General features: G+C 66.9%; 21 protein-coding genes and 2 tRNA genes. 16 read left to right on the top strand and 7 right to left on the bottom strand.

What is annotated here, in order from left to right; genetic code table 11:
• Nucleotides 1-187 precede the first annotated feature (187 nt).
• Nucleotides 188-2,392 carry a heterodisulfide reductase-related iron-sulfur binding cluster gene (locus ACOZ4N_RS13110; protein WP_424016813.1) on the bottom strand — a complete coding sequence of 735 codons (2,205 nt, stop codon included), beginning with the start codon at nucleotides 2,390-2,392 and terminating at the stop codon, nucleotides 188-190.
• Between the two features lie 162 nt (nucleotides 2,393-2,554).
• Here ACOZ4N_RS13110 and ACOZ4N_RS13105 point away from each other — a divergent pair, with 162 nt between their 5' ends.
• The 4 genes from ACOZ4N_RS13105 to ilvA all read left to right on the top strand — a co-directional run bounded on the left by ACOZ4N_RS13105 (nucleotide 2,555) and on the right by ilvA (nucleotide 5,902).
• A complete protein-coding gene (locus ACOZ4N_RS13105; RefSeq protein ID WP_424016812.1) occupies nucleotides 2,555-3,163 on the top strand; it encodes a conditioned medium-induced protein 4 in 609 nt (202 codons plus the stop codon).
• A 174-nt stretch (nucleotides 3,164-3,337) separates the two neighbouring features.
• A complete protein-coding gene (locus tag ACOZ4N_RS13100) occupies nucleotides 3,338-3,733 on the top strand; it encodes a hypothetical protein (protein WP_424016811.1) in 396 nt (131 codons plus the stop codon).
• Nucleotides 3,734-3,798: 65 nt separating this feature from the next.
• Complete coding sequence (locus tag ACOZ4N_RS13095; RefSeq protein WP_424016810.1) at nucleotides 3,799-4,446, top strand: CRISPR-associated protein Cas4; 648 nt, start codon at nucleotides 3,799-3,801, stop codon at nucleotides 4,444-4,446.
• Nucleotides 4,447-4,690: 244 nt separating this feature from the next.
• Nucleotides 4,691-5,902 carry a threonine ammonia-lyase gene (gene ilvA, locus ACOZ4N_RS13090; RefSeq protein ID WP_424016809.1) on the top strand — a complete coding sequence of 404 codons (1,212 nt, stop codon included), beginning with the start codon at nucleotides 4,691-4,693 and terminating at the stop codon, nucleotides 5,900-5,902.
• Nucleotides 5,903-5,906: 4 nt separating this feature from the next.
• On the opposite strand, the gene ACOZ4N_RS13085 is transcribed toward ilvA, so the two are convergent.
• Nucleotides 5,907-6,866, bottom strand: a complete 960-nt coding sequence (locus ACOZ4N_RS13085) for a patatin-like phospholipase family protein (RefSeq protein WP_424016808.1) — start codon at nucleotides 6,864-6,866, stop codon at nucleotides 5,907-5,909.
• Between the two features lie 31 nt (nucleotides 6,867-6,897).
• Nucleotides 6,898-7,752, bottom strand: coding sequence for an SDR family NAD(P)-dependent oxidoreductase (locus tag ACOZ4N_RS13080; protein WP_424016807.1), 855 nt, complete (start codon nucleotides 7,750-7,752; stop codon nucleotides 6,898-6,900).
• A 95-nt stretch (nucleotides 7,753-7,847) separates the two neighbouring features.
• On the opposite strand from ACOZ4N_RS13080, the gene ACOZ4N_RS13075 reads away from it, so the two are divergent.
• The 8 genes from ACOZ4N_RS13075 (at nucleotide 7,848) to thsB (ending at nucleotide 13,244) form a co-directional block, all read left to right on the top strand.
• Nucleotides 7,848-8,225 carry a Rid family detoxifying hydrolase gene (locus tag ACOZ4N_RS13075; protein ID WP_424016806.1) on the top strand — a complete coding sequence of 126 codons (378 nt, stop codon included), beginning with the start codon at nucleotides 7,848-7,850 and terminating at the stop codon, nucleotides 8,223-8,225.
• Nucleotides 8,225-8,437, top strand: coding sequence for a hypothetical protein (locus ACOZ4N_RS13070; RefSeq protein WP_424016805.1), 213 nt, complete (start codon nucleotides 8,225-8,227; stop codon nucleotides 8,435-8,437). Before ACOZ4N_RS13075 ends, ACOZ4N_RS13070 begins: the two co-directional genes overlap by 1 nt.
• Nucleotides 8,438-8,464: 27 nt before the next feature.
• Nucleotides 8,465-8,605: transfer RNA gene (locus ACOZ4N_RS13065), tRNA-Ser, on the top strand.
• A 72-nt stretch (nucleotides 8,606-8,677) separates the two neighbouring features.
• Nucleotides 8,678-8,759: transfer RNA gene (locus ACOZ4N_RS13060), tRNA-Ser, on the top strand.
• 431 nt (nucleotides 8,760-9,190) lie between these two features.
• Nucleotides 9,191-10,012, top strand: a complete 822-nt coding sequence (locus tag ACOZ4N_RS13055; protein ID WP_424016804.1) for a DUF6159 family protein — start codon at nucleotides 9,191-9,193, stop codon at nucleotides 10,010-10,012.
• A gap of 48 nt (nucleotides 10,013-10,060) precedes the next feature.
• On the top strand, nucleotides 10,061-10,453 hold the full coding sequence (locus ACOZ4N_RS13050) for a DUF7383 domain-containing protein (protein WP_424016803.1): 393 nt from the start codon (nucleotides 10,061-10,063) through the stop codon (nucleotides 10,451-10,453).
• A gap of 55 nt (nucleotides 10,454-10,508) precedes the next feature.
• Nucleotides 10,509-11,381, top strand: a complete 873-nt coding sequence (locus ACOZ4N_RS13045) for an alpha/beta fold hydrolase (protein WP_424016802.1) — start codon at nucleotides 10,509-10,511, stop codon at nucleotides 11,379-11,381.
• Nucleotides 11,382-11,567: 186 nt separating this feature from the next.
• Complete coding sequence (gene thsB, locus ACOZ4N_RS13040) at nucleotides 11,568-13,244, top strand: thermosome subunit beta (RefSeq protein ID WP_424016801.1); 1,677 nt, start codon at nucleotides 11,568-11,570, stop codon at nucleotides 13,242-13,244.
• 244 nt (nucleotides 13,245-13,488) lie between these two features.
• On the opposite strand, the gene ACOZ4N_RS13035 is transcribed toward thsB, so the two are convergent.
• The gene (locus ACOZ4N_RS13035) at nucleotides 13,489-14,370 is read right to left on the bottom strand and encodes a hypothetical protein (protein ID WP_424016800.1); all 882 of its coding nucleotides are present in this window, start codon (nucleotides 14,368-14,370) and stop codon (nucleotides 13,489-13,491) included.
• Nucleotides 14,371-14,588: 218 nt separating this feature from the next.
• Between ACOZ4N_RS13035 and ACOZ4N_RS13030 the strand changes: the two genes are divergently transcribed.
• From ACOZ4N_RS13030 to ACOZ4N_RS13015, 4 genes are all read left to right on the top strand, one after another.
• Entirely contained in the window at nucleotides 14,589-15,038 is a 450-nt protein-coding gene (locus ACOZ4N_RS13030) for a hypothetical protein (RefSeq protein WP_424016799.1), read from the top strand.
• A gap of 259 nt (nucleotides 15,039-15,297) precedes the next feature.
• Nucleotides 15,298-18,012: an alkaline phosphatase PhoX gene (locus ACOZ4N_RS13025; protein ID WP_424016798.1), complete on the top strand. Its 2,715-nt coding sequence runs from the start codon at nucleotides 15,298-15,300 to the stop codon at nucleotides 18,010-18,012.
• A 39-nt stretch (nucleotides 18,013-18,051) separates the two neighbouring features.
• Nucleotides 18,052-18,732: a PGF-CTERM sorting domain-containing protein gene (locus tag ACOZ4N_RS13020; RefSeq protein ID WP_424016797.1), complete on the top strand. Its 681-nt coding sequence runs from the start codon at nucleotides 18,052-18,054 to the stop codon at nucleotides 18,730-18,732.
• 102 nt (nucleotides 18,733-18,834) lie between these two features.
• Nucleotides 18,835-19,788 carry an AEC family transporter gene (locus ACOZ4N_RS13015; RefSeq protein WP_424016796.1) on the top strand — a complete coding sequence of 318 codons (954 nt, stop codon included), beginning with the start codon at nucleotides 18,835-18,837 and terminating at the stop codon, nucleotides 19,786-19,788.
• Here the strand turns inward: ACOZ4N_RS13015 and ACOZ4N_RS13010 are convergent.
• From ACOZ4N_RS13010 to lrp, 3 genes are all read right to left on the bottom strand, one after another.
• On the bottom strand, nucleotides 19,785-21,212 hold the full coding sequence (locus ACOZ4N_RS13010; RefSeq protein WP_424016795.1) for an MATE family efflux transporter: 1,428 nt from the start codon (nucleotides 21,210-21,212) through the stop codon (nucleotides 19,785-19,787). The genes ACOZ4N_RS13015 and ACOZ4N_RS13010 overlap by 4 nt on opposite strands.
• Complete coding sequence (locus tag ACOZ4N_RS13005) at nucleotides 21,209-21,826, bottom strand: TetR/AcrR family transcriptional regulator (RefSeq protein WP_424016794.1); 618 nt, start codon at nucleotides 21,824-21,826, stop codon at nucleotides 21,209-21,211. Before ACOZ4N_RS13005 ends, ACOZ4N_RS13010 begins: the two co-directional genes overlap by 4 nt.
• Nucleotides 21,827-21,995: 169 nt before the next feature.
• Entirely contained in the window at nucleotides 21,996-22,451 is a 456-nt protein-coding gene (gene lrp / locus ACOZ4N_RS13000; RefSeq protein ID WP_424016793.1) for an HTH-type transcriptional regulator Lrp, read from the bottom strand.
• Nucleotides 22,452-22,453: the final 2 nt, after the last annotated feature.

The raw sequence follows: 22,453 nt of genomic DNA, 5'->3' as shown, positions 1-22,453 counted from the left end.
AATACAGTTTTCTCCACACGAGACGGCCCGCGGTGCGGGACCGAGGCGGGGCTGTGCGGTCGTGGTGGCGGTCCGAGGACGAGCACAGCAACCGCGAGCGCGCCAGTGACGCGCTCGCGGCTTTTTCCCCACGTTTTTGCTCGGGGGGTGCGCGCCGCGCACCCCCCGATGGAAAAAGTGGGTGCCGTTAGTCGTCAGCGGGCGCGGACTCGCCGCCGGCGGCCGCGCCGGCGGTGATGCCGTCCTGTTCGACGGCTTCGACGAGCAGTTCGGCCACGTCGACGATCTCGATGTCGTCCTCGAAGTTGCCGGTCTTGCGGCCGTCCTCGTACATCGTCATGCACATCGGGCAGGCGACGACGAACTTCTCGACGGCGTTGCCGGCCTCCGTGTCTTCCAGCGCCTCCCGGAGGCGTTCCTCGCTGGGTTTCTCCTCCTCTTCGAGTTCCATCCAGAGGCCACCGCCACCGCCACCGCAACAGAACGAGTCGTCGCGGTTGCGGGGCATCTCGTGGAGGTCACAGCCCGTCGCACGGATCAGGTCGCGCGGGGCCTCGTACTCGTCGTTGTACCGGCCCAGGTGACACGGGTCGTGGTACGTGACGGTGTAGTCGAGTTCCGTGCCGGTGAGGCCGAGTTTCCCGCGGTCGACGAGTTCCTCGACGGCCTGGGTCCAGTGGTAGATGCCCGCGTCGGGGTTCCAGTCGTCGTCCTCGATGTCGAAGTCCATCATCGGGTCGTCGGCGAACTCCGCGAAGTCGACCTCCGGATACTCGTTCTTGAAGGTGTTGAACGAGTGGGGGTCGGTACAGACGATCTTCTCGAAGTTCACGTCCTGGAAGTTCTCGACCATCGTCGCGGCCTGCTCGACGAACAGGAACTCCTCGCCCACGCGACGGATGTCGTTGGCGTCGTAGACCTCGTCGTCGTAGAGGATGCCGAAGTCCACGTCGGCCTCCTGGAACAGTTTCGCCAGCGACCTGGCGACCTGCTTGTTGCGGTCGTCGAAGGAGGGGTAGTCGCCGACGTACCAGAGGAACTCCACGTCCTCCTCGCGGGCGTCGGCCACGTCGAATTCGAGGTCCTCGGTCCAGTCGCCACGGTTGCGCTGGCTGTTGCCGAAGGTGTTGCCCTTCTGCATGACGTTCTGGAACACGTCCTGCAGGCTGGGCTGGATCTCGCCCTCGTCGGTGAGCTGGCGGTTCAACCGGGTGAAGGTCTTGAGGTGCTCGATCTCGACCGGGCAGGCGTCCATGCAGGCCATGCAGGCCATACAGGACTCCATCGTCTCGGCCTGGATCACCGCGTCGTCCGAGTCGGCGACGATGTCTTTCTCGTCGCCGCCCGACTCGACCTGTTCGCGGTAGTTCTTCAGGTCGAGGATCACGTCCCGCGGCGAGAGGTTGCGCCCGGAGTTGTTGGCCGGACAGACGGAGGTACAGCGGCCACACTTCGTACAGGCGTCCTGATCGAGAATCTCCTTCCAGGAGAACGAGTCCATGGATTCGGCGCCGGTGTCGGCGTCCAGATCGGCGGGGATGCCGGGCAGGCGCTTGCCGGCTTTCTCGTCGCGCGTGACGACGTTGGCGAACGACGAGATCATGTGGAACGGCTTGGCGTAGGGGATGGCCGCGATGAAGACGAACGCGATGATGGCGTGGGACCACCACGCGAGCGGGTAGGCGGCCGTCGCCATCTCCGGGGTCATCCCGGCCGCGGCGAACACGTCCTTGAGGAACCAGCCGACGAAGCTCACGGTCTCGAAGGACACGTCACGGGTGGCGCTGGTGCCCAGAATGCGGATCGCCTCGGTGACGAACCCGCCGACGCCGAGCAGGAACAGCGACCAGATGAACAGGTGGTCTTCGAGACTGGAGTTGGGGCCCCAGAGCCGTTCGTTCCGGACGACGTAGCGCCGGTACAGCGCCATGCCGATCCCGACGACAAAGAGCAGGCCCATGAAGTCCATCACGAGGGAGTAGGAGAGATAGAAGTCTCCCTTGAAGATGGAGAAGCTCTGGCCCGTCAGGAGCTTCCCGCCCTTCTCGAGGAAGTCCATGTCGATGGCCAGGATCGTCGTCCCGATGAGCAGGGTCAGAAAGCCCCACATGATGAACGAGTGCATCAGGCCGCCGTAGAGGTCACGGTCGAACTGTTTCTGATTCGTGAAGACGATCTTGGACGCCTCACGGATTCGCCCGCCGAGGTCGTCCATGCGCTCGAACCAGTCCTCGTCACCCTGTGCGTACCGGTCGAACCGACGGTACACACCCCAGATGAGAACTGCGATCGTCAGCGCCGCCAGGTAATAAAAGACGACCTCACCGATGTGGCTGATCTGCCACATCGTAGGACGTGTGACGGTGTCACCCGCCTGCAACGGTAGTACCATGTTGTGGTTGTGTGGAAGTTACGCGCTTAAGTCTTGCCAAGCGCCAGCATACCCACGGTACACAACCCGTCGACGATTTCTCCCCATCCGTGGCCCGGCCCGAACCGGCCCCGGATATGGCCGGCAATACCTTTTTGTCCGCGCGTCGACCGTCCAGTGACGATGGACGATAAAACCGAGGAACTCCGGGACATCTTCGTCGAGGTCACCGACGAGGAGACGGTGACCGAACGCCAGGAGGAGGGGCCGGGGTCGCTCGCCGACGCCGACGAGGCCGCCGTCGCCGACCGCATCGCGGCCGTCGTCGCGGACATGCGCGAGCGCTACGATTTCCTGACCGACCTCGACGACGACGCCCTCGCAACCGTCGTCCGCGGGTTCTACGACGGCGCGGACGACGCCGCCATCGCCGAGACCGTCGACGAAACCCCCGACGAGGTCTTCCGCGCCCGCATGGACCTCCACCTGCTCGACGACGAAGACACCGAGTTTCCCTTCGCGCTGTCCGCCCTCCGGGACGCCCGTGCGGACGGCGCGGACCCCGACCCCGAAGCACTGGCCGACACGCTCGATACCGACCCCGAGACCGTCGAGCGCGCCCTGCTCGTCGCCGACGCCCAGGCCGAGACCCGCCGGGTCAGCGGCCGCTTCCGGAGCGCGTTCGAGGACGCCATCCCCGACGCCGCCCTCTCGATCCGCCTGACCGACACCGCCCAGGAGAGCGGTCTCGACGAAGCCGCCGAGGACATCGAGACGGACACTAAATTCTAGTTTACAGGAGGGGGTGCGCGAGCGCACCCCCTCCTCCAAAAACTTGGGGAAAAACACGGGATACGCGCCAACGGCGCGAATCCCGGGAACCGGCGGCTTCGCCGCCGGACGCTTACGGCGTCCGCACCGCACAGCACAGTTTTCTTTTCGCCGGTTGTTCAAATCTCCAATACGATGGGTGTCATCGCTCCCCGCAACTGGCTCTCCACGGACTCGCCGAGCGGGACCGCCCTGCTCATCGCGGCGCTGGCGGTGCCCGTCGTGGTCCAGAACCTGCTCCTCCCGGGCTCTCTCGCCTGGCTCTGGGTCGCCGTTGGCTTCGTTGCGTTCGCGGTTGCGATTGGGCCGGTCGCCGCGTCCTCACTCGGCGAGCGCGTCGGTGCCTGGTTCCGTGGGATCGGCGTCGAGGGGCGGATACTCGCCCTCGTTGCCGTCGTCGCGGCTGTCTGGCTGGTGACCGAGGTCGTCGAGGGTGCGTTCACGCCGCTCCACAGCATCGGCACGGGTGGGTTGCTCGCCGTCGTCGTGTTCGTCACGGTCCGGACGGTCTACGCGCGGATCGCGGGCTGAGGCGCACCGCCGAACGGACCGGGCGGTACGAACGTTCAAATACCAGTCCGGGACCAGCCCCGACCATGCACACGTTCCGGGACGTGGAGACGGCCGCGTACTGCCCGCGAAAGCTCTACTACCGCCGCCGCGCCGGCCCGCCGGACGTACCCGACGAGGTGGCCACCTGCCGGAGCCTGGCCTTCGAGTACGAGCGCCTGCTCGATTCCGACGCCGACCTGCTGGCCGCGCCCGTCGAAGTCTCGCCCACGCAGTTCCGATCACGGCTCGGCCGCGCGAAAGCCCGACTCGACGCCTGGGACGAACTGGTCGACCCGCCCATCCGCGAGCGCACGCTCGAAGGCCGTGAGTGTCGCGGCGTCGCGCACAAGGTTCTCGAAGATCCGCTGGCTCCCTCGCTCGTGTTCGCCGGTCGGCCCCCCGACGAAGGGGTCTGGGAGCCCCAGACCGTGCGACTGGTCGCGGCGGCGAAGGCGCTGTCCTGGGAGCGTGAGACCGCCGTCGAGCGCGCCTACGCGGAGTATCCGGCCTACGGCGTCGTCCGGTCCGTGCCGCTGACGACTCGCCGGAAGGCCGCCTACCGGAGCGCCGTCCGGACGGCCGACGCCGTCGACGGCCCACCCGCCCGGATCGACAACGACGCGAAGTGTTCCCCCTGCGAGTTCCGCGAGCAGTGTGGCGTCCGCACTCGCTCACTTCGGTCACTCCTCTAACCATTTATATAGTTGGACGCCCGTCAGCTACCCGTCTGACACAGGTCATATACGGGCGCTGTATGCCGGTTTTGCGGTGCCAGAATGTCCGCGGGGTTTAAGTATCTCGGGGGTGCGATTAGAAATGCAGTCACACGCTCCACTCCGTTTTTGCCGACTGCCAGACGGCGCGGGAGTGCGCCGATCAGCCCGCCGCGGTCGCGGGCCGGGAAATACCTAACTCCGCGTAGTTGAAAGACCGGCTATGCTCGAACTCGCCGACGTGGAGGCCGCCAGAGAGCGGGTCGCCGAGACTGCCAGACACACGCCGCTGGAGTACTCCCACACGTTCTCCGCGATGACCGGCGCGGCGGTCCACCTGAAACTGGAGACGTTCCAGCGGACGGGCGCGTTCAAGATCCGCGGGGCGACCAACCGCATCGCGACGCTGACCGACGCCGAGCGCGAGGCCGGCGTCGTGACGGCCAGCGCCGGCAACCACGCACAGGGGGTCGCGCTGGCGGCCACGCGCTCCGGCGTCGACTCGAAGATCGTCATGCCCGAACCCGCCCCGGTCTCGAAGGTGAAGGCCACCCGAAACTACGGGGCCGAGGTCGTCCTCCACGGCGAGGACTACAGCGAGGCCGCCGACCACGCCCACGAGATCGAACGCGAGGAGGGCCGCACCTACGTCCACGCCTTCGACGACCCGATGGTGATGGCCGGGCAGGGGACCATCGGCCTCGAAATCGTCGAGGACTGTCCCGAAGTCGAGACGGTCGTCGTTCCCATCGGCGGCGGGGGGCTCATCAGCGGGATCGCCACCGCGATCAAGGGCCGGAATCCGGACGTCCGCGTGATCGGCGTCCAGGCCGAGGGGGCCTCCAGCGCGGCCGCGTCGCTGGCGAAGGGCGAGATCGTCGAGCGCGACAGCGTCGAGACCATCGCCGACGGCATCGCCACCCGCCGGATCGGCGACGAGACCTTCCCGATCATCCGGGAACGCGTCGACGAGGTGGTGACGGTCAGCGACGAGGAGATCGCCGTCGCGCTCACCAAACTGCTGGAACGCTCGAAGACCCTCGTGGAAGGCGCGGGTGCGGTCCCGCTGGCGGCCGTCCTCGAAGACCAGTTCGAGTACGCCGACGACGAGGTGATCGTCCCGACGCTCTGTGGCGGGAACATCGACCTCAACACCCTCACGACGGTGATCCTGCGGGGGCTGGTCAAGACCGGTCGCTACCTGCGCCTCCGCACGGTCCTGAAGGACCGGCCCGGCACGCTGGAGGAGCTGACGAACATCCTCTCGCGGCACCGGGCGAACATCTACGCCATCCGCCACGACCGCACGTCCCGGAACGTGGCGCTGAACGACGCCGAGGTCGAACTCGATCTGGAGACCCGCGGTCACGACCACGTCGAGACCGTGCTGGACGCCCTCGAAGACGCGGGCTACGAGACCGAAGTGCTACTGTAGCCCCTCAGAGCCCGTCGAGAAAGTCGGTCGCTCGCTCGCGTCCCGTCTCGATCAGCTCGTCGACGAACTCGGGGCTGCGGTCGAGTTTCGAGGCGTACCCCAGGTCGCCGTCGAAGCCGACCCGGCGGACCTCGGTGTGGCGGAACTCGTCGTCGGGCAGGTAGCCCTCGGCGACGAACTCGTTGATCTGCTCGACGAGGTGGAGTTCCTGGTTGAGCGAGAGGTTGCCCGCGAGTTCGTTGCGGCGGTCGGCGATCTCCCGCATCGAGGTCGGCTCGCCCTCGCGAGTCTGGGGGTTGATCTGGACGACCCACAGCTCGTCGGGTTTGCGCTCCGGTGGGACGTGATAGAGGTCACGGATCGGCGGATTCTGCGAGAACAGGCCGTCCCAGTGTTCGTCGCCGTCGATCTCGACGGCCGGGAACAGTGCAGGGACCGCCGCCGACGCCAGCACCGCCGCGGGCGTCACGTCTGCGTTGGCGAACGTCTCGAACGTCCCGGCCTCGATGTCGACCGTGCCCACGACCAGTTCGGGGGCCGCGGCGGTCGCCAGCCCGGGGAGTGCGTCGAAGTCGACGACCGATTCCAGCGCCCGCCGGAGCCGGGCCTGTCCCCAGCCCGTGAACGGGTGCTGGTGCGGACTGACCTCCGGGAACGGGACGCCCATGTTCTCGAGCCGAGTCGTCCAGACCAGCGTGTCGTTGCCCGCCCTGTCGGCGGGGGCCGAGGCCGACAGTTCCGTCCAGAGATCGGACAGCACCGCCGGCGCGGTCGTGTCGTCGGCGAGGTGGCCGTACCAGCCGGCCAGCGCCGCGAACGCACCCCCCGACGTGCCGCTGAGGCCGACCAACCGGTCGCCCCGCTCGTCGACGGCGGGCAGCAACTCCGAGAGGACGCCGGCGGTGAACGCGGTGTGACTGCCCCCGCCCTGGCACGCGATTGCGACGTTCGCCTCGTCGCTCATGTCACTGCTTCGACGGCCGACCCACGTAACTCTACTCGTACGTCGAGAGGTGGCCGCCGTCCCAGGTGAGGTCCTCGCCGTCGAGGTGCTGGCCGTACTTCGAGAACCCGAACGTGAAGAGGTTCGCCACGTCGACCGGCTCCATCATCTCTGTGACCTGTGACTCCCCGAGCATCACGTCCTCGACGACCTCCTGCTCGGAGATGCCCCGTTCCTCGGCGGTGTCTGGGATCTGGTCGGTCACCAGCGGCGTCTTCACGTACCCCGTCGAGACGGTGAACGCGCGCAGGGGACCGTCGCCCTCCGCCGCGATGGATTTCGTCAGCCCGCGCAGGCCGAACTTGGAGGTGATGTAGCCGGCCTTGTCCTGTGTCGCCGTGTGGCCGTGGATCGAACACATGTTGCCGATAGCGCCCACGCCGTCGTCGGTCTCGCGGATGTGGGGCATGACGAGTTTGGCGATCAGGAACGGGGCCCGGAGCATTACGTCGTGCATCAGGTCGTACTTCTCCATCGGGAACTCCGGCAGCGGCGAGATGTGCTGGAGGCCCGCGATGTTGGCGACGTAACGCAGGTCGCCCACCTCGGCGGCCTCGTCGACGATCCGCCGCACGTCCTCGTCGTCGGTCAGGTCGCCGGCGATCTCGTGGATCTCGCCGCTCGTGTCCAGTTCCGCGGCCTTCTCGGTCGTGTTCGCCAGTCCCTCCTCGTCCACGTCGGTCGCCGCGACGGCGAGACCGTTCTGGGCCAGTGCCACCGCGGTCGCGCGGCCGATGCCCGAGCCCGCGCCGGTCACCAGCGCCACGCTGTCGGTCGTGAAGCGGTCGTCGTCCAGAGTCAGAATGCGGTCGGCCGTGAGTTCCGGGGGTTCGACGCCATCGGTCATGCCTAGATCCTCACCGGCCAGCCGAAAAAGCAGGTGGGTGCCGGCAGGCCTCTCTACCGCCGGTGTTTAAGTCCGCGCCGGCCCGGGTGAGGGGTATGAAACGCACCGTCACCACCGACGACGCACCCGCGGCGGTCGGGGCCTACAGCCAGGCCACCGCCACCGACTCGCTGGTGTTCACCGCCGGCCAGATTCCCCTGACGCCCGACGGCGACCTGCTCGACGACGCCCCCATCGCCGATCAGACCGAACAGGCCCTGGACAACCTCGCCGCCATCCTCGACGAGGCCGGCGCCGGCATGGACGACGTGCTGAAAGTCACCGTCTACCTCGCCGACATCGACGACTTCGAGGCCATGAACGACACCTACGCCACCTACTTCGAGGACGAACCGCCGGCTCGTAGCGCCGTCGAGGTGGCCAACCTCCCGAAAGGCGTCGGCGTCGAGATCGAGGCCGTCGCCACGACCTGATGGACCCCCGTCTCAAGTCGAGCCTGCTGTGGGGCCTGGTCGGCGGGCTGGCCTTTCTGGTCCTGTTGCAGGGGTACGAACTCGTGAGTACCGAACGGGTGGCCTGGCTGGTGAAGTTCGCCGTGGCCGCCCTCGTCGTGGTCGGCGCGACCGGGGTGAGCTACCTCTATCAGTTCGGCGTTCCCGCGGACGCCCCAAAGGGTAAACGTTAAACGCGGAACGGCGATAGGCTCACGTGAGCCAGGATGGCCGAACGGTAAGGCGCACGCCTGGAAAGCGTGTTCCCTTCCGGGATTCTGGGTTCAAATTCCGATAGACTCGCTCCGCTCGTCTATCGGCGTTCGCGAACGCGGTGCGTTCGCTCACTCCCAGTCCTGGCGCTTGGACCGTCCGGCCACGTTCCGACGCGGAACGAAAGTGCTTAACCGACCGACCTGAGTAAATCAAACCGAGCCAGGATGGCCGAACGGTAAGGCGCACGCCTGGAAAGCGTGTTCCCTTCCGGGATTCTGGGTTCAAATCCCAGTCCTGGCGCTTTTGCCACGAACAACTCGTGAGTGGCAAAACGACTTTCTGGGATTTGAATTAGGGAGTGGGAGGTGAGCGAGTGCAACGAGCGAACGGGAACGACCGTGGTTCAAATCCCAGTCCTGGCGCACCACCTTTTTTCACGGGGGTCGTTCGAGAGAGCGAAGCTCTCTCGTGATCACGAAAGAGCGCTCCGCGCTCTTTCGGACGACCTCGCCGCGAGCCGGGGGCTCGCGGCTCAACCCCCGCCAAAAAACGTGGGCGAAAAAAGCCGAACTCGTGGCACCGCCGCGAGTTCGGTACAATAACTCGCCGCACAGCCACCGCAGCGCTCCCGCACAGCCACCGCACCGATCCCGCACAGCCACCGCTCCCGCCACGACCGCAAACGCGACAATCCAAAACAGATATGTGATTTCTGCGTCAAAAGAACCCGTATGGGGATCTTTAGCCGCCTGAAGATGGGCTGGAACCTGTCGATGGACAGCCTCCGCGTCCTCCGCAAGGAGCCGGAACTGACACTGTTCCCGGTGATCAGCGGGGTTGCAGGGTTGCTGTTTATCGCACTGCTGTTCGGTGGATCGTACGTCTTGAACCTGTTCGAGGGAACGATGGCGTTCGTCGTCCTCTTCGTGTTCTACCTGGGGACGGCCTTCATCGCCTCGTTTTTCAACGCCGGGCTGGTCTACAGCGCTCGCGAGAGCTTCGAGGGACGCGAGCCCTCCGTCAAGTCCGGGCTGAAGGCCGCCTGGCGACACAAGACGCCGCTGTTCGTCTGGGCGGTCATCTCGGCGACAGTCGGCATGTTGCTCCGGGCCATCGAGAGCGACGACAGCATCGTCAGCAGTATCATCGCCCTGGTCGTCAGCGTCGCCTGGTCGATCATCACCTACTTCATCATCCCGGTGATCGTCTTCGAGGACGTTGGCCCGCTGGAGATGTTCAAGCGCAGCGGCGAGACGTTCAAGAACACCTGGGGCGAGACCGCGGGCGCGAACTTCGGCGTCGGCCTGGTCTCGGTCGTGTTCGTGCTGATCGGCCTCGCCATCGCCGCCGTCGTGTTCTTCGCACTCGGTGGGCTCAGCGGCGGGGCTGGCTTCTTCGTCGCCGTCGCCATCGCGGCGGTCGTCATCCTCGGGGCCGCCCTCCTCTCGACGGCGCTCGGTGCCATCGCCAAGACCGCACTGTACGTCTACGCGACCGAGGGCAAGCGTCCGCCCGAATTCGATAACGTCGACTTCGACCGCGGCGCGCGCTGACGCCCGCCGACCCTCGGGATTCTTGTAGGCTGAATAGCAACTTTCGCTATGAGCGAGCAGTCTCGCGCCGACTACCGCCTGCTGGAAGTGCGCGAACATCTGGGAGAGAATCCGAACGCGCTCGACGTCCCGTGGGCGGAGTTCGTCGGTGATCGGTCCACGGAGCAGTCCTTTCGGGTCCCGACTGCCGAGGCCACCGACGCGTATCTCGAACTCCAGGCCTACGGCGTCGACGCCTACGGCCACGAGATCGTCGTCAACGACCGGGCGCTCTCGGGCTTCGACGTGCCGCCCGGCGACGGCTGGCAGTACTGGATGACGACGATTCGGGTCCCCGACCTCCGCGAGGGGGAGAACACCCTCCGCATCCGCCGCGATCCCGCGACCCACGACGAGTTCGTCGTCGGGACGGTCACGGTGAACTGGCGGGAACCGGTATAAACGCCCTCACGTCTCGGGAGACAGGCCAATCCGGGCCGGTAGTGTGGCCTGACACATGCCGACGCCAGCAGTTACCGAGACGACGCTCGACACGACCGGACTGGAGTTCGCGGCGCTTTCCTGTGGGGACGGGGATCGCGACGCCCTGCTCTTGCACGGCTTCCCGGACGCGCCGCGGACGTTCGTGCCGCTGATGGAACGACTCGCCGACGCGGGCTACACGTGCTACGCCCCGTACATGCGGGGGTACGGCGAGACCGAGCGCCCGCCGACCGAGCCGGGCAACTACTCCCCGATGCTGCTCGCCTCCGACGTGTTCGCGCTGACCGGCGAACTCGACGACCCCGACCCCCTCGTGGTCGGCCACGACTGGGGCGGGATGGCCGTCACGACGGCGGCGGTCACCGGCGGTCGCGGGCTTGGGACCTGCGTCTCGATGGCCATCCCGCCGAACTTCTGGTCGCAGTTCGACGACTACGCCACGCAGGCCGTGCGGAGCTGGTACATGAACCAGTTCCAGGTCCCCGGCCACGGCGAGGAGATACTCCGCAAGAACGACTTCGCGCTGATCGAGCGGCTCTGGCAACTCTGGAGCCCCGACTGGGACTACGACGAGGACCACCTCGAAACCGTGAAGGACACGTTCCGCACCGGCGAGACCGTCGAGGCCGCGCTGCGGTACTACCGGGACTTCTTCGACATGTTCCTGCCGCGTCGCCGGTCCGAACAGGAGATCGCCGGGATCGACGTGCCCACGCTCGTCCTCGCGGGCGCGCACGACGGCTGTATCGGGGCCGACCTCTTCGAGGGCGTCACCGACTGCTTCGACGCCCGCGCCGACCTCGACGTGCTGAACAACGCCGGCCACTTCCTGCACGCCGAACGCCCCGACGCCGTCGCCGACCGAATCCTCGACTTCGCCGACTGATCACTTAAACAGGCCCCGATTTCGGAGTCCGGTCGACGACCAGCAGTGTGCGAATCCGACACACGGTCGACCGAAACCCGTCGCAGGCGACCGGATCCGGTTCTCGGATGGCTCCGCGCGACAGTCGCCCGCTCGCCACCGGGACGACACTTTTTTATAGAAGCACTTTCAATCATTCGCCTGATTATGAGCCAGCAGCAGCGAATGCAAGGGCAGCCGATGATCATCATGGGCGAGGACGCCCAGCGGATGAAAGACAAGGACGCACAGGAACACAACATCGCGGCTGCTCGCGCGGTCGCGGAGTCGGTACAGTCCACACTCGGTCCGAAGGGGATGGACAAGATGCTCGTCTCCTCGATGGGGTCGGTCACCGTCACCAACGACGGCGTGACCATCCTCCAGGAGATGGACATCGACAACCCGACTGCGGAGATGATCGTCGAAGTCGCCGAGACCCAGGAGGACGAGGCCGGCGACGGGACGACGACGGCCGTCGCCATCGCTGGCGAACTCCTCAAGCAGGCCCAGGACCTGCTCGACCAGGACATCCACCCGACGGCGATGATCCGCGGCTTCGACATCGCCAGCAAACACGCCCAGGCCGAGATCGACGACATCGCCGAGTCGGTCGACCCCACCGACGAGGAGACCATCCGCAAAGTCGCCGAGACCTCCATGACCGGCAAGGGCGCGGAACTCAACAAGGAACATCTCAGCCAGCTTATCTACGAGGCCGTCCAGGCCGTCACCGTCGAGGCCGAGGACGGCTCCCACGTCGTCGATCTGGAGTTCCTCAACATCGAGACTCAGGAAGGCAGTTCCGCGGGCAACTCCGAACTGCTCGAGGGCGCAGTCATCGACAAGGACCCCGTCCACGAGGACATGCCGACCGACCTCGAGGACGCCTCGGTCATGCTGCTCGACCAGCCCATCGAGATCGAGGAGGCCGAGGCCGACGCCTCCCTCTCGGTCGACAGCCCGGACCAGCTCCAGTCGTTCATCGAGCAGGAAGAAGAACAGCTCCGCGCGAAGGTCGACCGGATCGTCGACAGCGGGGCCGACGTGGTCGTCTGCCAGAAGGGCATCGACGACATGGCCCAGCACTACCTCGCCAAGGAGGGCGTGCTGGCCCTGCGCCGCGTCAAGAAGACCGACATGCAGTTCCTCGCCGAAGTGCTGGGCGCGAACATCGTCTCCGACCTCGACGGTGTCGAGGCCGACGACCTCGGCACCGGTGACTTCACCCGCGACGACGACGCCGAGCTGTTCTACGTCGAAGGGACGGACAGTCACGGCGTGACGCTCCTGCTGCGTGGCTCGACCGAACACGTCGTCGACGAACTCGAACGCGGTATCTCCGACGCGCTCGACGTGGTCGCCGCCACCGTCTCGGACGGCCGCGTGCTGGCCGGCGGCGGTGCCATCGAGGTCGAACTCGCCCGCCGCGTGCGTGACTACGCCGACTCCGTCGAAGGCCGCGAACAGCTGGCCGTCGAGGCCTTCGCCGACGCGCTGGAACTCGTCCCCCGCGTCCTCGCCGAGAACGCCGGCCTCGACCCCATCGACACGCTGGTCGACCTGCGCGCCGCCCACGACGACGGCGACAGTCGGGCCGGCCTGAACGTCTTCACCGGCGACGTCGAGGACACCTACGAGGCCGGCGTCGTCGAACCGGCCCACGCCAAGGAACAGGCCCTCTCGTCGGCCACCGAGGCCGCGAACCTGGTCCTCAAGATCGACGACATCATCGCCGCCTCCGAGCTTTCCACCGAAGGCGACGAGGAGGAAGGCGGCCCCGGCGGCCCCGGCGGTATGGGCGGCATGGGCGGCATGGGCGGCGGTATGGGCGGGATGATGTAAGACGACCTTTTTGCACTTCTCTCGCGCCCCTCCGGGGCGCTCGGTCAGGCAAAAAGCTCGGCCAAAAATCGGCGCGCCCTCCCGTTCGTCGGGCGCGCCGGTTCCGCGCGCTCGGGCCTGACGGCCCTCGCGTGCGGTTCGACGACTTGCTGTCCGCCGCACCGCACCACTACCGCACCCGCACCGCGCACGTTCGATAGCGGTGTCGGGCGCGTTCGGCACGTAAAGCGGGTCGGTCGGGGACTCAATTCGACACTTCGATCTCCGGGATCGCCTCGAACTCCCGACCACCCCACCGGCTCCCGAACTGGAGCAACGTGCGGTTCTCGAAGCCGAAATCGAGTGTCCAGTCGTAGCTCCCGTTCCGGAGGTCGGCCACGTCGACGGTCGTCGCGAACCGGTCCGACGACGGTGCGTAGGATAGGCTGAACGTGACCGGGTCCCGATCTTCGTGGACGAGCTCCCCGTCGACCGAGAGGTCTCGCGGAAGTCCCTGCCGGGGCACCCACAGTCGAATCTCGCCGCTCGTGCCGGACTGCTGGAGTAGCCCGGAGTAGCCGACGACGACCCGCTGGGTCCCGGTCTCGTATCGCGTCTCGCCGTCGGACAGGTACCGGATCCGAAGCGGCGGGGCCATCCCGTCGAACACGTCCGCAACCGATCCCGAGACGCGGACGGGGTAGCGCTCTCGCGTGTCGACTTTCTGGATCAACTTCGGGCTCTCGGTGGGCGTCCCGTCGGCACCGTAGAGCAACAGTCGGACGGAGGCCTGCGTGCCCAGCGTGATCGAGTCCGACGGGACGACGGCGAGCGTCGCGCCCGTCTCTGCGTTCTCGACCTCGAACCGGCCGGTAGACGGCCCCAGCTCCGCCCGCTCCTCCTCGAACACGACGCCGGGGTGGGTCGAGTGATACTGCTCGTTGTCGGAGATGGTCAGACTATCGCCGACGTGGTGGAACGCGGGCGGCGGCCCGGTCGGCGACGCCGTCGCCGACTCCGTGGCCGTCGGTCGCGCCGTCGCCGGAGGCGCGGATTCGGTCGTCGGATCCTCTGCACTCTGACAGCCGCTCAGCCCCAGGACACCCAGCGCCCCGAGGACACCGAGATACGAACGTCGCGAGCGCATTCGAGTACGCCGAACCAGACAGTCGAGTGGCAAAAACCCACGGCACTCGAGCCGTGCCCCTTCGGTAGCGAACGACCGCGCCAGGATACCGCGACCGACTCTCACCCGTGGCTTCTCCCTCACCCACTCTATTGAGAGTATAGAGCCATCTGTCCCGCTCTGAGCGAAACGTATCAGAATTACTTAAACTAAAGCGGTGGCGCGGTCGAACTCCGGATATGTCCCATCAAGTGGACCAGGCCGCTGACACCGAGGAGACCGTCTACGAGGAGTACATCATGGGTGTCCGGGTCGTCGAACTGACCGATGGCGAGGATACCCGGTATCGGTTCGAGGCACCGGACCACTGCGGCAAGACCTTCGAAGACCCCGAGGTCGCGACGCTGTACGCCGCCGTCTACTTCGACGTGAACGGCTTCGTCGAGGCGGACACGGGCGAGCGCGGCGTGCCGCCGGCCATCGTCTCGGCGGGGCGGGACACGATGGCGGCGTACATGCGGACGCTCCCCGGCGCGGACACCGAGTGGCTGAGCTGTTACTTCGCGGAGCGCCCCGAGAAGATCCGGCGACTGCTCCGGAACGTCCGGGCACGCGCCGAGAAGATTCAGCGCAAAGCCGTCGAGCAGGGCATCGAGGACGACCCCGACGAGTCAGCGGCCGAAGGATAGCGGCCAGGACACGGCGCCGCCCCCACCGTTCCTCCGTCTCGGTCGTCGACCGTCCGGTTTTTTTGCTGTCGTCCGACTCCCGCTCGTCGTCCGTCGCCGTCCCGACGTGTCCGACCGTGGCGTCAGTGCCGATTGTCAAACACTCGCAAACGTAGTCGCACGTACTGCCCCGCGTTGCACTTACGGGAACGTACCTTCTTCTTTCCAACATACTGGTAATATAAAGCGGTTTTGTACGTGCATCCTGCTCTCCGCCTGCATGGTGGATCTAACTCGGCGAAACCTGATGGAATCGTCAGTCGCGGCCGCACTGGGTGCCAGTGTGGTGGGGATCGCGACCGGTTCAGAGACAGAGATTTCCGAAACGGATACTGCGGGCGCGCCCGGCGTCGTCGGCAGCATCAAGCGGTTCTCGACGACCGCCTTCGGCGCGGAGGTCACGGGCCCGTTCGTGTTCGAGAACGGCGGTCTGCTGTACAGCCTCCAGCACCCGGCGACGGGCGTGCGCGGTGACGGCGTTTCGAGCCCGGACGCGAAGGCCAACCAGCCGCCCTACGACCGGGCCGGTGTCGGCTACTTCAGCGGTTTCACCTTCGAGTTCGACGGCGACAACGACGACTTCGAGGAACTGCCCGTTCCCTCGACCGTCGAGGAGCAAGGCCAGGTCCTCTCGGCCAACCACGAGTTCGTGATGCTCGCCCAGGCTCGCGAACAGATCAACGGCGGGAGCGAACTGCTCGGCGTGACCCAGACGCCGGACGGGACCAACGTCACGCAGGACAACTTCGAGGGGACCCAGTACGGGGCCGCCGCGACCAACCCGGACTGTAACCAGTTCGTGCCCACGAACGACGCGGGCACCGAGGGGTACCTGTTCACCAACTGGGAGAACAGCCCCGGGAACGTCAGCCGCGTCCCGATCAGCCAGACCGACGACGGCGAGTGGGAGGCCGACATGGACGAGGCCATCAACCTCGCCAACACCGAGCCCCTGCGCGAACTCGGCGGGACCCGGATCAACTGTTACGGCGACCGTAGCCCGTGGAACACGATGATCTCCTCCGAGGAGAACTACGCCCACCCGCGGGTCTCCCTGACCAACACGGTCGGCGACATCGTCGAGGCCGGCACCGGCAAGGGGATGATCGGCGGCTGCCAGTTCTGGAACCGACCGAACCCGACCGGCATCAACGGTGCCGTCGGTGACTACTACGACGACGGCTGGTACGTCCAGGGCTACTGGGCGCTGGACGGCGTCGAGTTCCTGGCCTACTACCTCGGTGCCGACCAGGTCGATCAGGGCGACGGCGAGAACACGACCGAACCCATCGGGGACGTCTACCCGAACCCGTACCGCTACGGCTACCACGTCGACTTCCGCGAGCCGGCCGCCGACCCGCCCCAGCCGGTCAAGTACTACGTCATGGGCCGTGCCTCCTGGGAAGCGCCGAACATCCAGGCCGACAGGAAGACCGTCTACGGCTGTTCCGACGGCGACAACAAGGGGATCTACAAGTTCGTCGCCGACGAGGCGATCGACAGCTACGACGACCCGATGGACGTCGAGGGCACCCTGTACGCCCCGAAGATCACCAACGACGCGGCGTCGGCCGCCGAGTCGGACGACCGGAACAACCCGGCACAGACCGACCTCGAAGTCGAGTGGCTCCCGCTGGGTCACGCCAGCAACCGGGAGTGTGAGGAGTGGATCGCCCAGTACGACGACGTGACCCAGGTCGACTACCTCGAAGCCCACACCGAGAACTGGAGCGAGGGCGACGAGGTCACCGACGCGGTCCTCGAAGAGGCCGACAGGACCGTCGTCGAGAACGGCAACCAGAACTACATCACCAACGAGGAGATCGTCGAGTGGGCCCGCCAGTACGAGGCGAACGGCCACGACGGCGTCGACGAGGACCTCCGGATGGTCCCGTTCCTCGAAACGCGTGCCGCCGCCAAGGAGATCGGCGCGTCCATCGAGTTCAACAAGGCCGAGGGCGTCGACAGCCGCGACGGTGCCGGTCCCGGCGAGTACGTCTACTTCGGTATCTCCGAGTTCAACGACGCGCTGGCCGACGAGGAGGGCGACATCCAACTCGAACGGATCGACGGCGGGATCGTCTTCCGCGGCGAACTCGAACAGGATTACAACGTCTCCCGGCTCGAACCGGTCATCGTCGGTCCCGACTTCGGCGTGGGGAGCGACCAGCGTCCCGACGGCGACGACGGCGTCGCCAACATCGACAACGTCTACGCCATGGAAGACGGCCGGGTGCTGTGCTGTGAGGACGGCTTCAACGAGGGCCCCGCCTCCTTCCCGAACGACGCGCTCTACGTCTACCAGCCGCCGGTCGATATCGACGTCGAGTCCGCCGCGCTCAGCCAGACCGGCACCGCCGAGGTCGACCTCACGGTGTCCTCGCTGCCGAAGGGCTTCTCGGGTGCGCGGCTCACCGTCTCGACCAGCGACGACGGCGTCGCCGAGATCACGGGCGTCGACTACAACGACGCGCTCGGACTCACCGCCGAGCCCAAACTGGCCGCTGACGGCCAGGCGGCCGAACTCCGCGTCGCGGACCTCGACGGCGAGGTCCAGCCCGGCGCACAGAACGTCACGCTCGCCACGCTCGAACTCGAAGCCGCCGGCACCGGCACGACCGACCTCCGGATCGACGTCCACAACATGGACGCCGAGGGCGGCGACGAGATCGACGTGCAGGAACGGATGGGCGTCGTCGTGACCGGCCCGCCCGCGCTGGGGAGCGGCCCCGCCGGCAAGGCCCCGACCGACCCCGACGGCGACGGCAAGTACGAGGACGTGAACGGCAACGGCCGCATGGACTACGCCGACATCGAACTCCTGTTCGAGAACCTCGACAGCGACGCGGTGACGATGAACGTCGAGGCCTACGACTTCAACGAGAACGGCAAGATCGACTACGACGACGTGGTCGAACTGTACGAGGAACAGTAAGCCGACCGACTCCCGACACCCCCTCTCACCCCGACAGCCATGACACGAACCCAGACGGTCGCCGCCCTCGCACTCCTCGCCGGCCTGCTGCTGGTCGGCGGGACCGGGACGGCGACGGCCGACGACGGCGCACAGCTGACCGTCACGAACGCGACGGTCGAGGACAACGAGACGAGCACGCTCCGGCTCGCGCTCTCGCGCGCCCCGGCCGGGCTGTCGGGCTACGAGGTGACCCTCGAACTCTCCGAGGGCGGCGTCGCCGAGATCACGAACGCCAGCTATCCGGACGCGTTCCGGCTGTCGACCGATCCCGCAATCGCCGGCGACAGCCAGCGCGTGACGCTGGAAGCCGCCGTCACCGACACGCCGCCCGGCGCGACGAACGTCACGCTGGCGACCGTCGAAGTGACCGGCACCGGCGGCGGGACCACCGCCGTCCGCGTCACCGACGCGCAGGTCGACGCCGACAACGGCAGTCGAGTCGCGCCCGCCTACAGCCCCGGCTCGGTCGCCGTCGAACCGCTGTCGAACGACGGGGGTGGCACCGCCAGCGGTGACGAGACCGACGGCGAGGACGCACCGGCCGACTCGTCGCCCGCCGACCCGGCCGACGACCCCGGCGGTGACGGGTCGACGACCGAGGCGGCCGGTCCCGGCTTCGGTGTGGTCGTCGCGTTCGCGGCGCTGCTGGCCGTGGCGCTGCTGGCTCGGCGGCGCTGACTGTTCCCCCACACGCTTCCAGTTCTCTGCACGCTCCCCTTCCTCTGTCTTCGCCCGCCGCGGATCGTAATCGTTGACTCGCGGCCGGGGTTCACCTCGAACGTGTCGTTGGTTTCGGTACTGGGGTCGGCTGTCCTGCCGGTCGTGACCGTCGCCGCGGTCGGGTTCGGGCTCGGCCGGAGCAGAGACGTGGCCGTCGAACCCCTTTCGGATATCACGCTGTACGTTCTCGCGCCGGCGCTCGTGTTCTACAGTCTGGTGACCACGCCCATCGCCGGACCGACGGTGGCTCGGCTGTTCGCCGGCGTCGCGGCCTTCACCGTCGGGATGGTCGTCCTCGCGGAACTGGTCGGGCGGGCGCTGGGCGAGGACGAACCCGTCCTCGGTGCGCTCGTCCTGACGAGTACGTTCTCGAACGCGGGCAACTACGGGATTCCGCTGTCGGCCTTCGCCTTCGGCGCACTCGGGCGGAGTACGGCCGTCCTCTACATCGTCGCCCAGTCCGTGTTGATGTACACCGTCGGGGTCTACGTCGCCGCCCGCGGAGAGGCCGGCTCGGCGCTGGGCGCGGCCACGCGTGTCTTTCGCCTGCCGCTGGTGTACGCGCTGGCCGCCGCGGCCGTGGTCCGCGTGACCGACCTCGCGCCGCCGACCGATTCGGCGGTGATGGAGACGATCAAACTCACCGGCGACGCCGCGATTCCCGTGATGTTGCTCATGCTGGGCATCCAGCTCGCCGACTCCGGCGGCGGGAGTTCCGTCGCCCGGACCGCGCCGGCGAGCGCGCTCAAACTGCTGGTCGCGCCCGTCCTCGCCGTCGGCGTCGCGCTCGCCGTCGGGCTGACGGGGACGGTCGGCCGGGTGTTCGTCCTCGAATGTGCGATGCCGGCGGCGGTGACGCCGCTGATGCTCACCATCGAGTTCACCGGCAGTGGGTCTGCCGACGGCCTCGCCGCCGCGGACTACGTGAGTACGACGATCCTCGTCACCACGCTCGCGAGTCTGGTGACGCTGACCGGACTGATCGCCCTGCTACGAGCGGGAGTGTTCCTCTAGTCGTCGGTCGCGGCCGCGGGGCTCCCGAGGTCGGCCTCCTCGCCGCCTTCGCCCTCGTCGTCTGTGAGGTCGGCCTCGCGCCAGGTGCCCCGCCTGAACCAGAGGTAGGCGACGGTCGCGGCCAGGACGTTCGAGATGGCGAAGGAGGCCCAGATGCCGCTCGGGCCGTAGACCTGCGCGCCGAACCAGGCGATAGGGAGGCGGATGAGCCCCAGCATGAGGACCGTGATTCCGGCGGCGGTCAACACCTTGCCTGCACCGCGGAAGCCGCCGCTGTACGCGCGGGTCACGCCCATGAACCCGAAGGTTGGCGCGACGATCCGGAGGAAGTTCGCCCCCTCGGCGATCACTGCCGGGTTGTCCGAGAACAGGTCCATGATCGCGGGTGCGGCCACGAAGGTCACGACCCCCAGCGCCGCGAGGATCACGAACGAGGCCTTCGCGGCGAAGTGGTTGGCAGTGGCCGCGCGGTCGGGCTTGCCCGCGCCGATGTTCTGGCCGGTCATCGTCTCGACGCCCCGATCCACCGCGATGGCGGGCATGAAGATCGTCGAGAACACCCGGATTCCGACGCCGAACGCGGCCTCCACGGTCACCGAGAAGGTCGCGACGATCACCAGCAGGAGGTTGACCGACACCGCACGTCCGGTCCCCTCGACGGAAGCCGGAATCCCGATCCGCAGGAGTCGGCGCGCGTAGGCCAGGTCGGGCACCATGTCCCGGACGTTGATCTGGATGCCCCGCCGCCCGCCGATCATGATCGCGACGCCGACGGCCATCGCCAGCCCCCGCGAGAAGACCGTCGCGATGGCCGCCCCCTGCACGCCGAGTTCGGGGAAGGGGCCCCACCCGAAGATCAGGAACGGGTCCAGCGCGACGTTGAGGATCACGGTCCCGAGCATGACCAGCATCGGCGTGATCGTGTCACCGGAGCCCCGCATCAGCGCGATGAACACGATGAACCCGAACATGAACGGCAGGCCGAGCGTGACGACCTCCATGTAGTCGGTCGCGGGCGGCAAGACTGCGCCGGAGGCCCCGATCAGTGCCAGGAAATCCTCGACGACGAAGAAGCCGGCCAGGCCCAGCATCGCCGAGAACAGCAGGGCGAAGGTCACGGTCTGGGAGGCGGCGTACTGGGCGTCCTCGGTCTCCTCGGCCCCGGTGTACTGGGCGACCAGCACGCTCCCCGCGACGGAGAGGCCCATCCCCAGGGAGATCAGCAGGAACACGAGGGGAAACCCGAAGGTGATCGCCGCGAGCGCCACGGTGCTGTACTGGCCCAGCCAGAACGTGTCCGCCAGGTTGTAGGTGACCTGCAGGAGGTTGGTGATGACGATCGGCAGGGAGAGATAGAACAGGGGCTTGGCGATGGGGCCGTCGGTCAGGTTCAGCTCGTCCTGGCCTTTGAACAGCCGGCTCATTCGGGACCGACCTCCTGCGGTTCGCGGTCCTCGCCGTCGGCCGTCAGCGTCCGCTCGATGTAGGCGGTGAGCATCCGGCGCGCGCAGTCGGGGTCCTGCCCGACCGCGACCTGCTTCGTACTCGCGCCGTCGAGCGCGGTCACGAGGAACCGCGCGGCGTCGTCGGGGTCGATCTCGTCACGGATCGCCCCCGACTCGATGCCGTCCGCGAGGACCGTCTCGAACTCGTCGTGGAGGAACGCGTCGAACCGCTGGAGACGCTCGCGGATCCCCTCGTCGTAGGGGGCCTGCGCTTTCAACTCGAGAATCGCGGTCTTGAACGCCACGCGCTCGTCGTCGTCCTCGACGGGCGGGGAGAGGACCTTCTCGACCAGCGCGCGAAGGCGCTCGGGCGCGGTCTCGCCTTCGGGGTCGCCCACGCGCTCGGTGAACTCGTCGTAGAGGAAATCGAGAAACGACTCCAGCAGTTCCTGCTTGCTGTCGTAGTGGTAGTGCAGCGCCGCCTTGCTCAACTCGGTCTCGTCGGCGATGTCCTGCATCGTCAGGTCCGCGTACCCGTGGGCACAGAGCGCGCGGTAGGTCGCAGACATAATCTCGTCGCGAGTCTCGCTCATCTACACGCACTTACTGACTGGTCAGTCAAAAGGGTTGGGAACCCGCCGTGTCACGGTTTCACGCCCCACCGTTTCGGGTCGAGCGGACTCAGGAGGCTTATGCGGGCGGCACTCGCGCTCGCGGCGCTGGCAGTACTCGCGGCCCGCAGAAACGGCGATTGATCGCGCGCTATTCTACGTCGAGCGTGAACTGCTCGTGTTCGCTGGCGGCGTTGAGCACGACGCTCGTGTTGGACTCCTTGATCTCGGGGTCGATCAGGAGTTCCTTGATCTGGTCGTTCATGCCGTCGGTGTCGGTGAACTTGCCGATGGCGATGATGTCGTAGTCGCCGGTGACCTCGTAGACCGAGATCATCTGCTTGTGTTCCTGCAGGCGGTCGGTCACGTCCGGCAGGGCCGACCCCTCGACTTTCAGCTGGACGACGGCGGTCACGTCGTAGCCCAGCGCGTCGTAGTCGACTTTTGGTGTATACCCGGAGATGATCCCGTCTTCTTCGAGGTCTTTGAGGTGATTCGAGACGGTCGTGACGGAAACGTCCAGTTCCTCGGCAAGGCTTCGCAAGCTCGCTCGTCCGTCGCCCAGCAGGGCATTCACCAACTTTCGGTCCAGATTTTCGTACGTCATTA

Origin of the sequence: Halorientalis pallida, assembly GCF_049605515.1 — an archaeon.
GTDB classification, from domain to species: domain Archaea; phylum Halobacteriota; class Halobacteria; order Halobacteriales; family Haloarculaceae; genus Halorientalis; species Halorientalis pallida_A.
Note: the sequence above shows the minus strand (reverse complement) of the source record. Positions and strands in the feature narration are given on the sequence as shown.

Bases quoted from the DNA above. Each gene is read 5' to 3' on its own strand.
- ACOZ4N_RS13005 (WP_424016794.1), bottom strand. From the start codon at position 21,826: ATGAGCGAGACTCGCGACGAGATTATGTCTGCGACCTACCGCGCGCTC.
- ACOZ4N_RS13025 (WP_424016798.1), top strand. From the start codon at position 15,298: ATGGTGGATCTAACTCGGCGAAACCTGATGGAATCGTCAGTCGCGGCC.
- ACOZ4N_RS13085 (WP_424016808.1), bottom strand. From the start codon at position 6,866: ATGAGCGACGAGGCGAACGTCGCAATCGCGTGCCAGGGCGGGGGCAGT.
- ACOZ4N_RS13045 (WP_424016802.1), top strand. From the start codon at position 10,509: ATGCCGACGCCAGCAGTTACCGAGACGACGCTCGACACGACCGGACTG.
- lrp (WP_424016793.1), bottom strand. From the start codon at position 22,451: ATGACGTACGAAAATCTGGACCGAAAGTTGGTGAATGCCCTGCTGGGC.
- ACOZ4N_RS13010 (WP_424016795.1), bottom strand. From the start codon at position 21,212: ATGAGCCGGCTGTTCAAAGGCCAGGACGAGCTGAACCTGACCGACGGC.
- ACOZ4N_RS13030 (WP_424016799.1), top strand. From the start codon at position 14,589: ATGTCCCATCAAGTGGACCAGGCCGCTGACACCGAGGAGACCGTCTAC.
- ACOZ4N_RS13080 (WP_424016807.1), bottom strand. From the start codon at position 7,752: ATGACCGATGGCGTCGAACCCCCGGAACTCACGGCCGACCGCATTCTG.
- ACOZ4N_RS13050 (WP_424016803.1), top strand. From the start codon at position 10,061: ATGAGCGAGCAGTCTCGCGCCGACTACCGCCTGCTGGAAGTGCGCGAA.
- ACOZ4N_RS13035 (WP_424016800.1), bottom strand. From the start codon at position 14,370: ATGCGCTCGCGACGTTCGTATCTCGGTGTCCTCGGGGCGCTGGGTGTC.
- ACOZ4N_RS13070 (WP_424016805.1), top strand. From the start codon at position 8,225: ATGGACCCCCGTCTCAAGTCGAGCCTGCTGTGGGGCCTGGTCGGCGGG.
- ACOZ4N_RS13075 (WP_424016806.1), top strand. From the start codon at position 7,848: ATGAAACGCACCGTCACCACCGACGACGCACCCGCGGCGGTCGGGGCC.
- ACOZ4N_RS13095 (WP_424016810.1), top strand. From the start codon at position 3,799: ATGCACACGTTCCGGGACGTGGAGACGGCCGCGTACTGCCCGCGAAAG.
- thsB (WP_424016801.1), top strand. From the start codon at position 11,568: ATGAGCCAGCAGCAGCGAATGCAAGGGCAGCCGATGATCATCATGGGC.
- ACOZ4N_RS13100 (WP_424016811.1), top strand. From the start codon at position 3,338: ATGGGTGTCATCGCTCCCCGCAACTGGCTCTCCACGGACTCGCCGAGC.
- ACOZ4N_RS13055 (WP_424016804.1), top strand. From the start codon at position 9,191: ATGGGGATCTTTAGCCGCCTGAAGATGGGCTGGAACCTGTCGATGGAC.
- ACOZ4N_RS13110 (WP_424016813.1), bottom strand. From the start codon at position 2,392: ATGGTACTACCGTTGCAGGCGGGTGACACCGTCACACGTCCTACGATG.
- ilvA (WP_424016809.1), top strand. From the start codon at position 4,691: ATGCTCGAACTCGCCGACGTGGAGGCCGCCAGAGAGCGGGTCGCCGAG.
- ACOZ4N_RS13020 (WP_424016797.1), top strand. From the start codon at position 18,052: ATGACACGAACCCAGACGGTCGCCGCCCTCGCACTCCTCGCCGGCCTG.
- ACOZ4N_RS13105 (WP_424016812.1), top strand. From the start codon at position 2,555: ATGGACGATAAAACCGAGGAACTCCGGGACATCTTCGTCGAGGTCACC.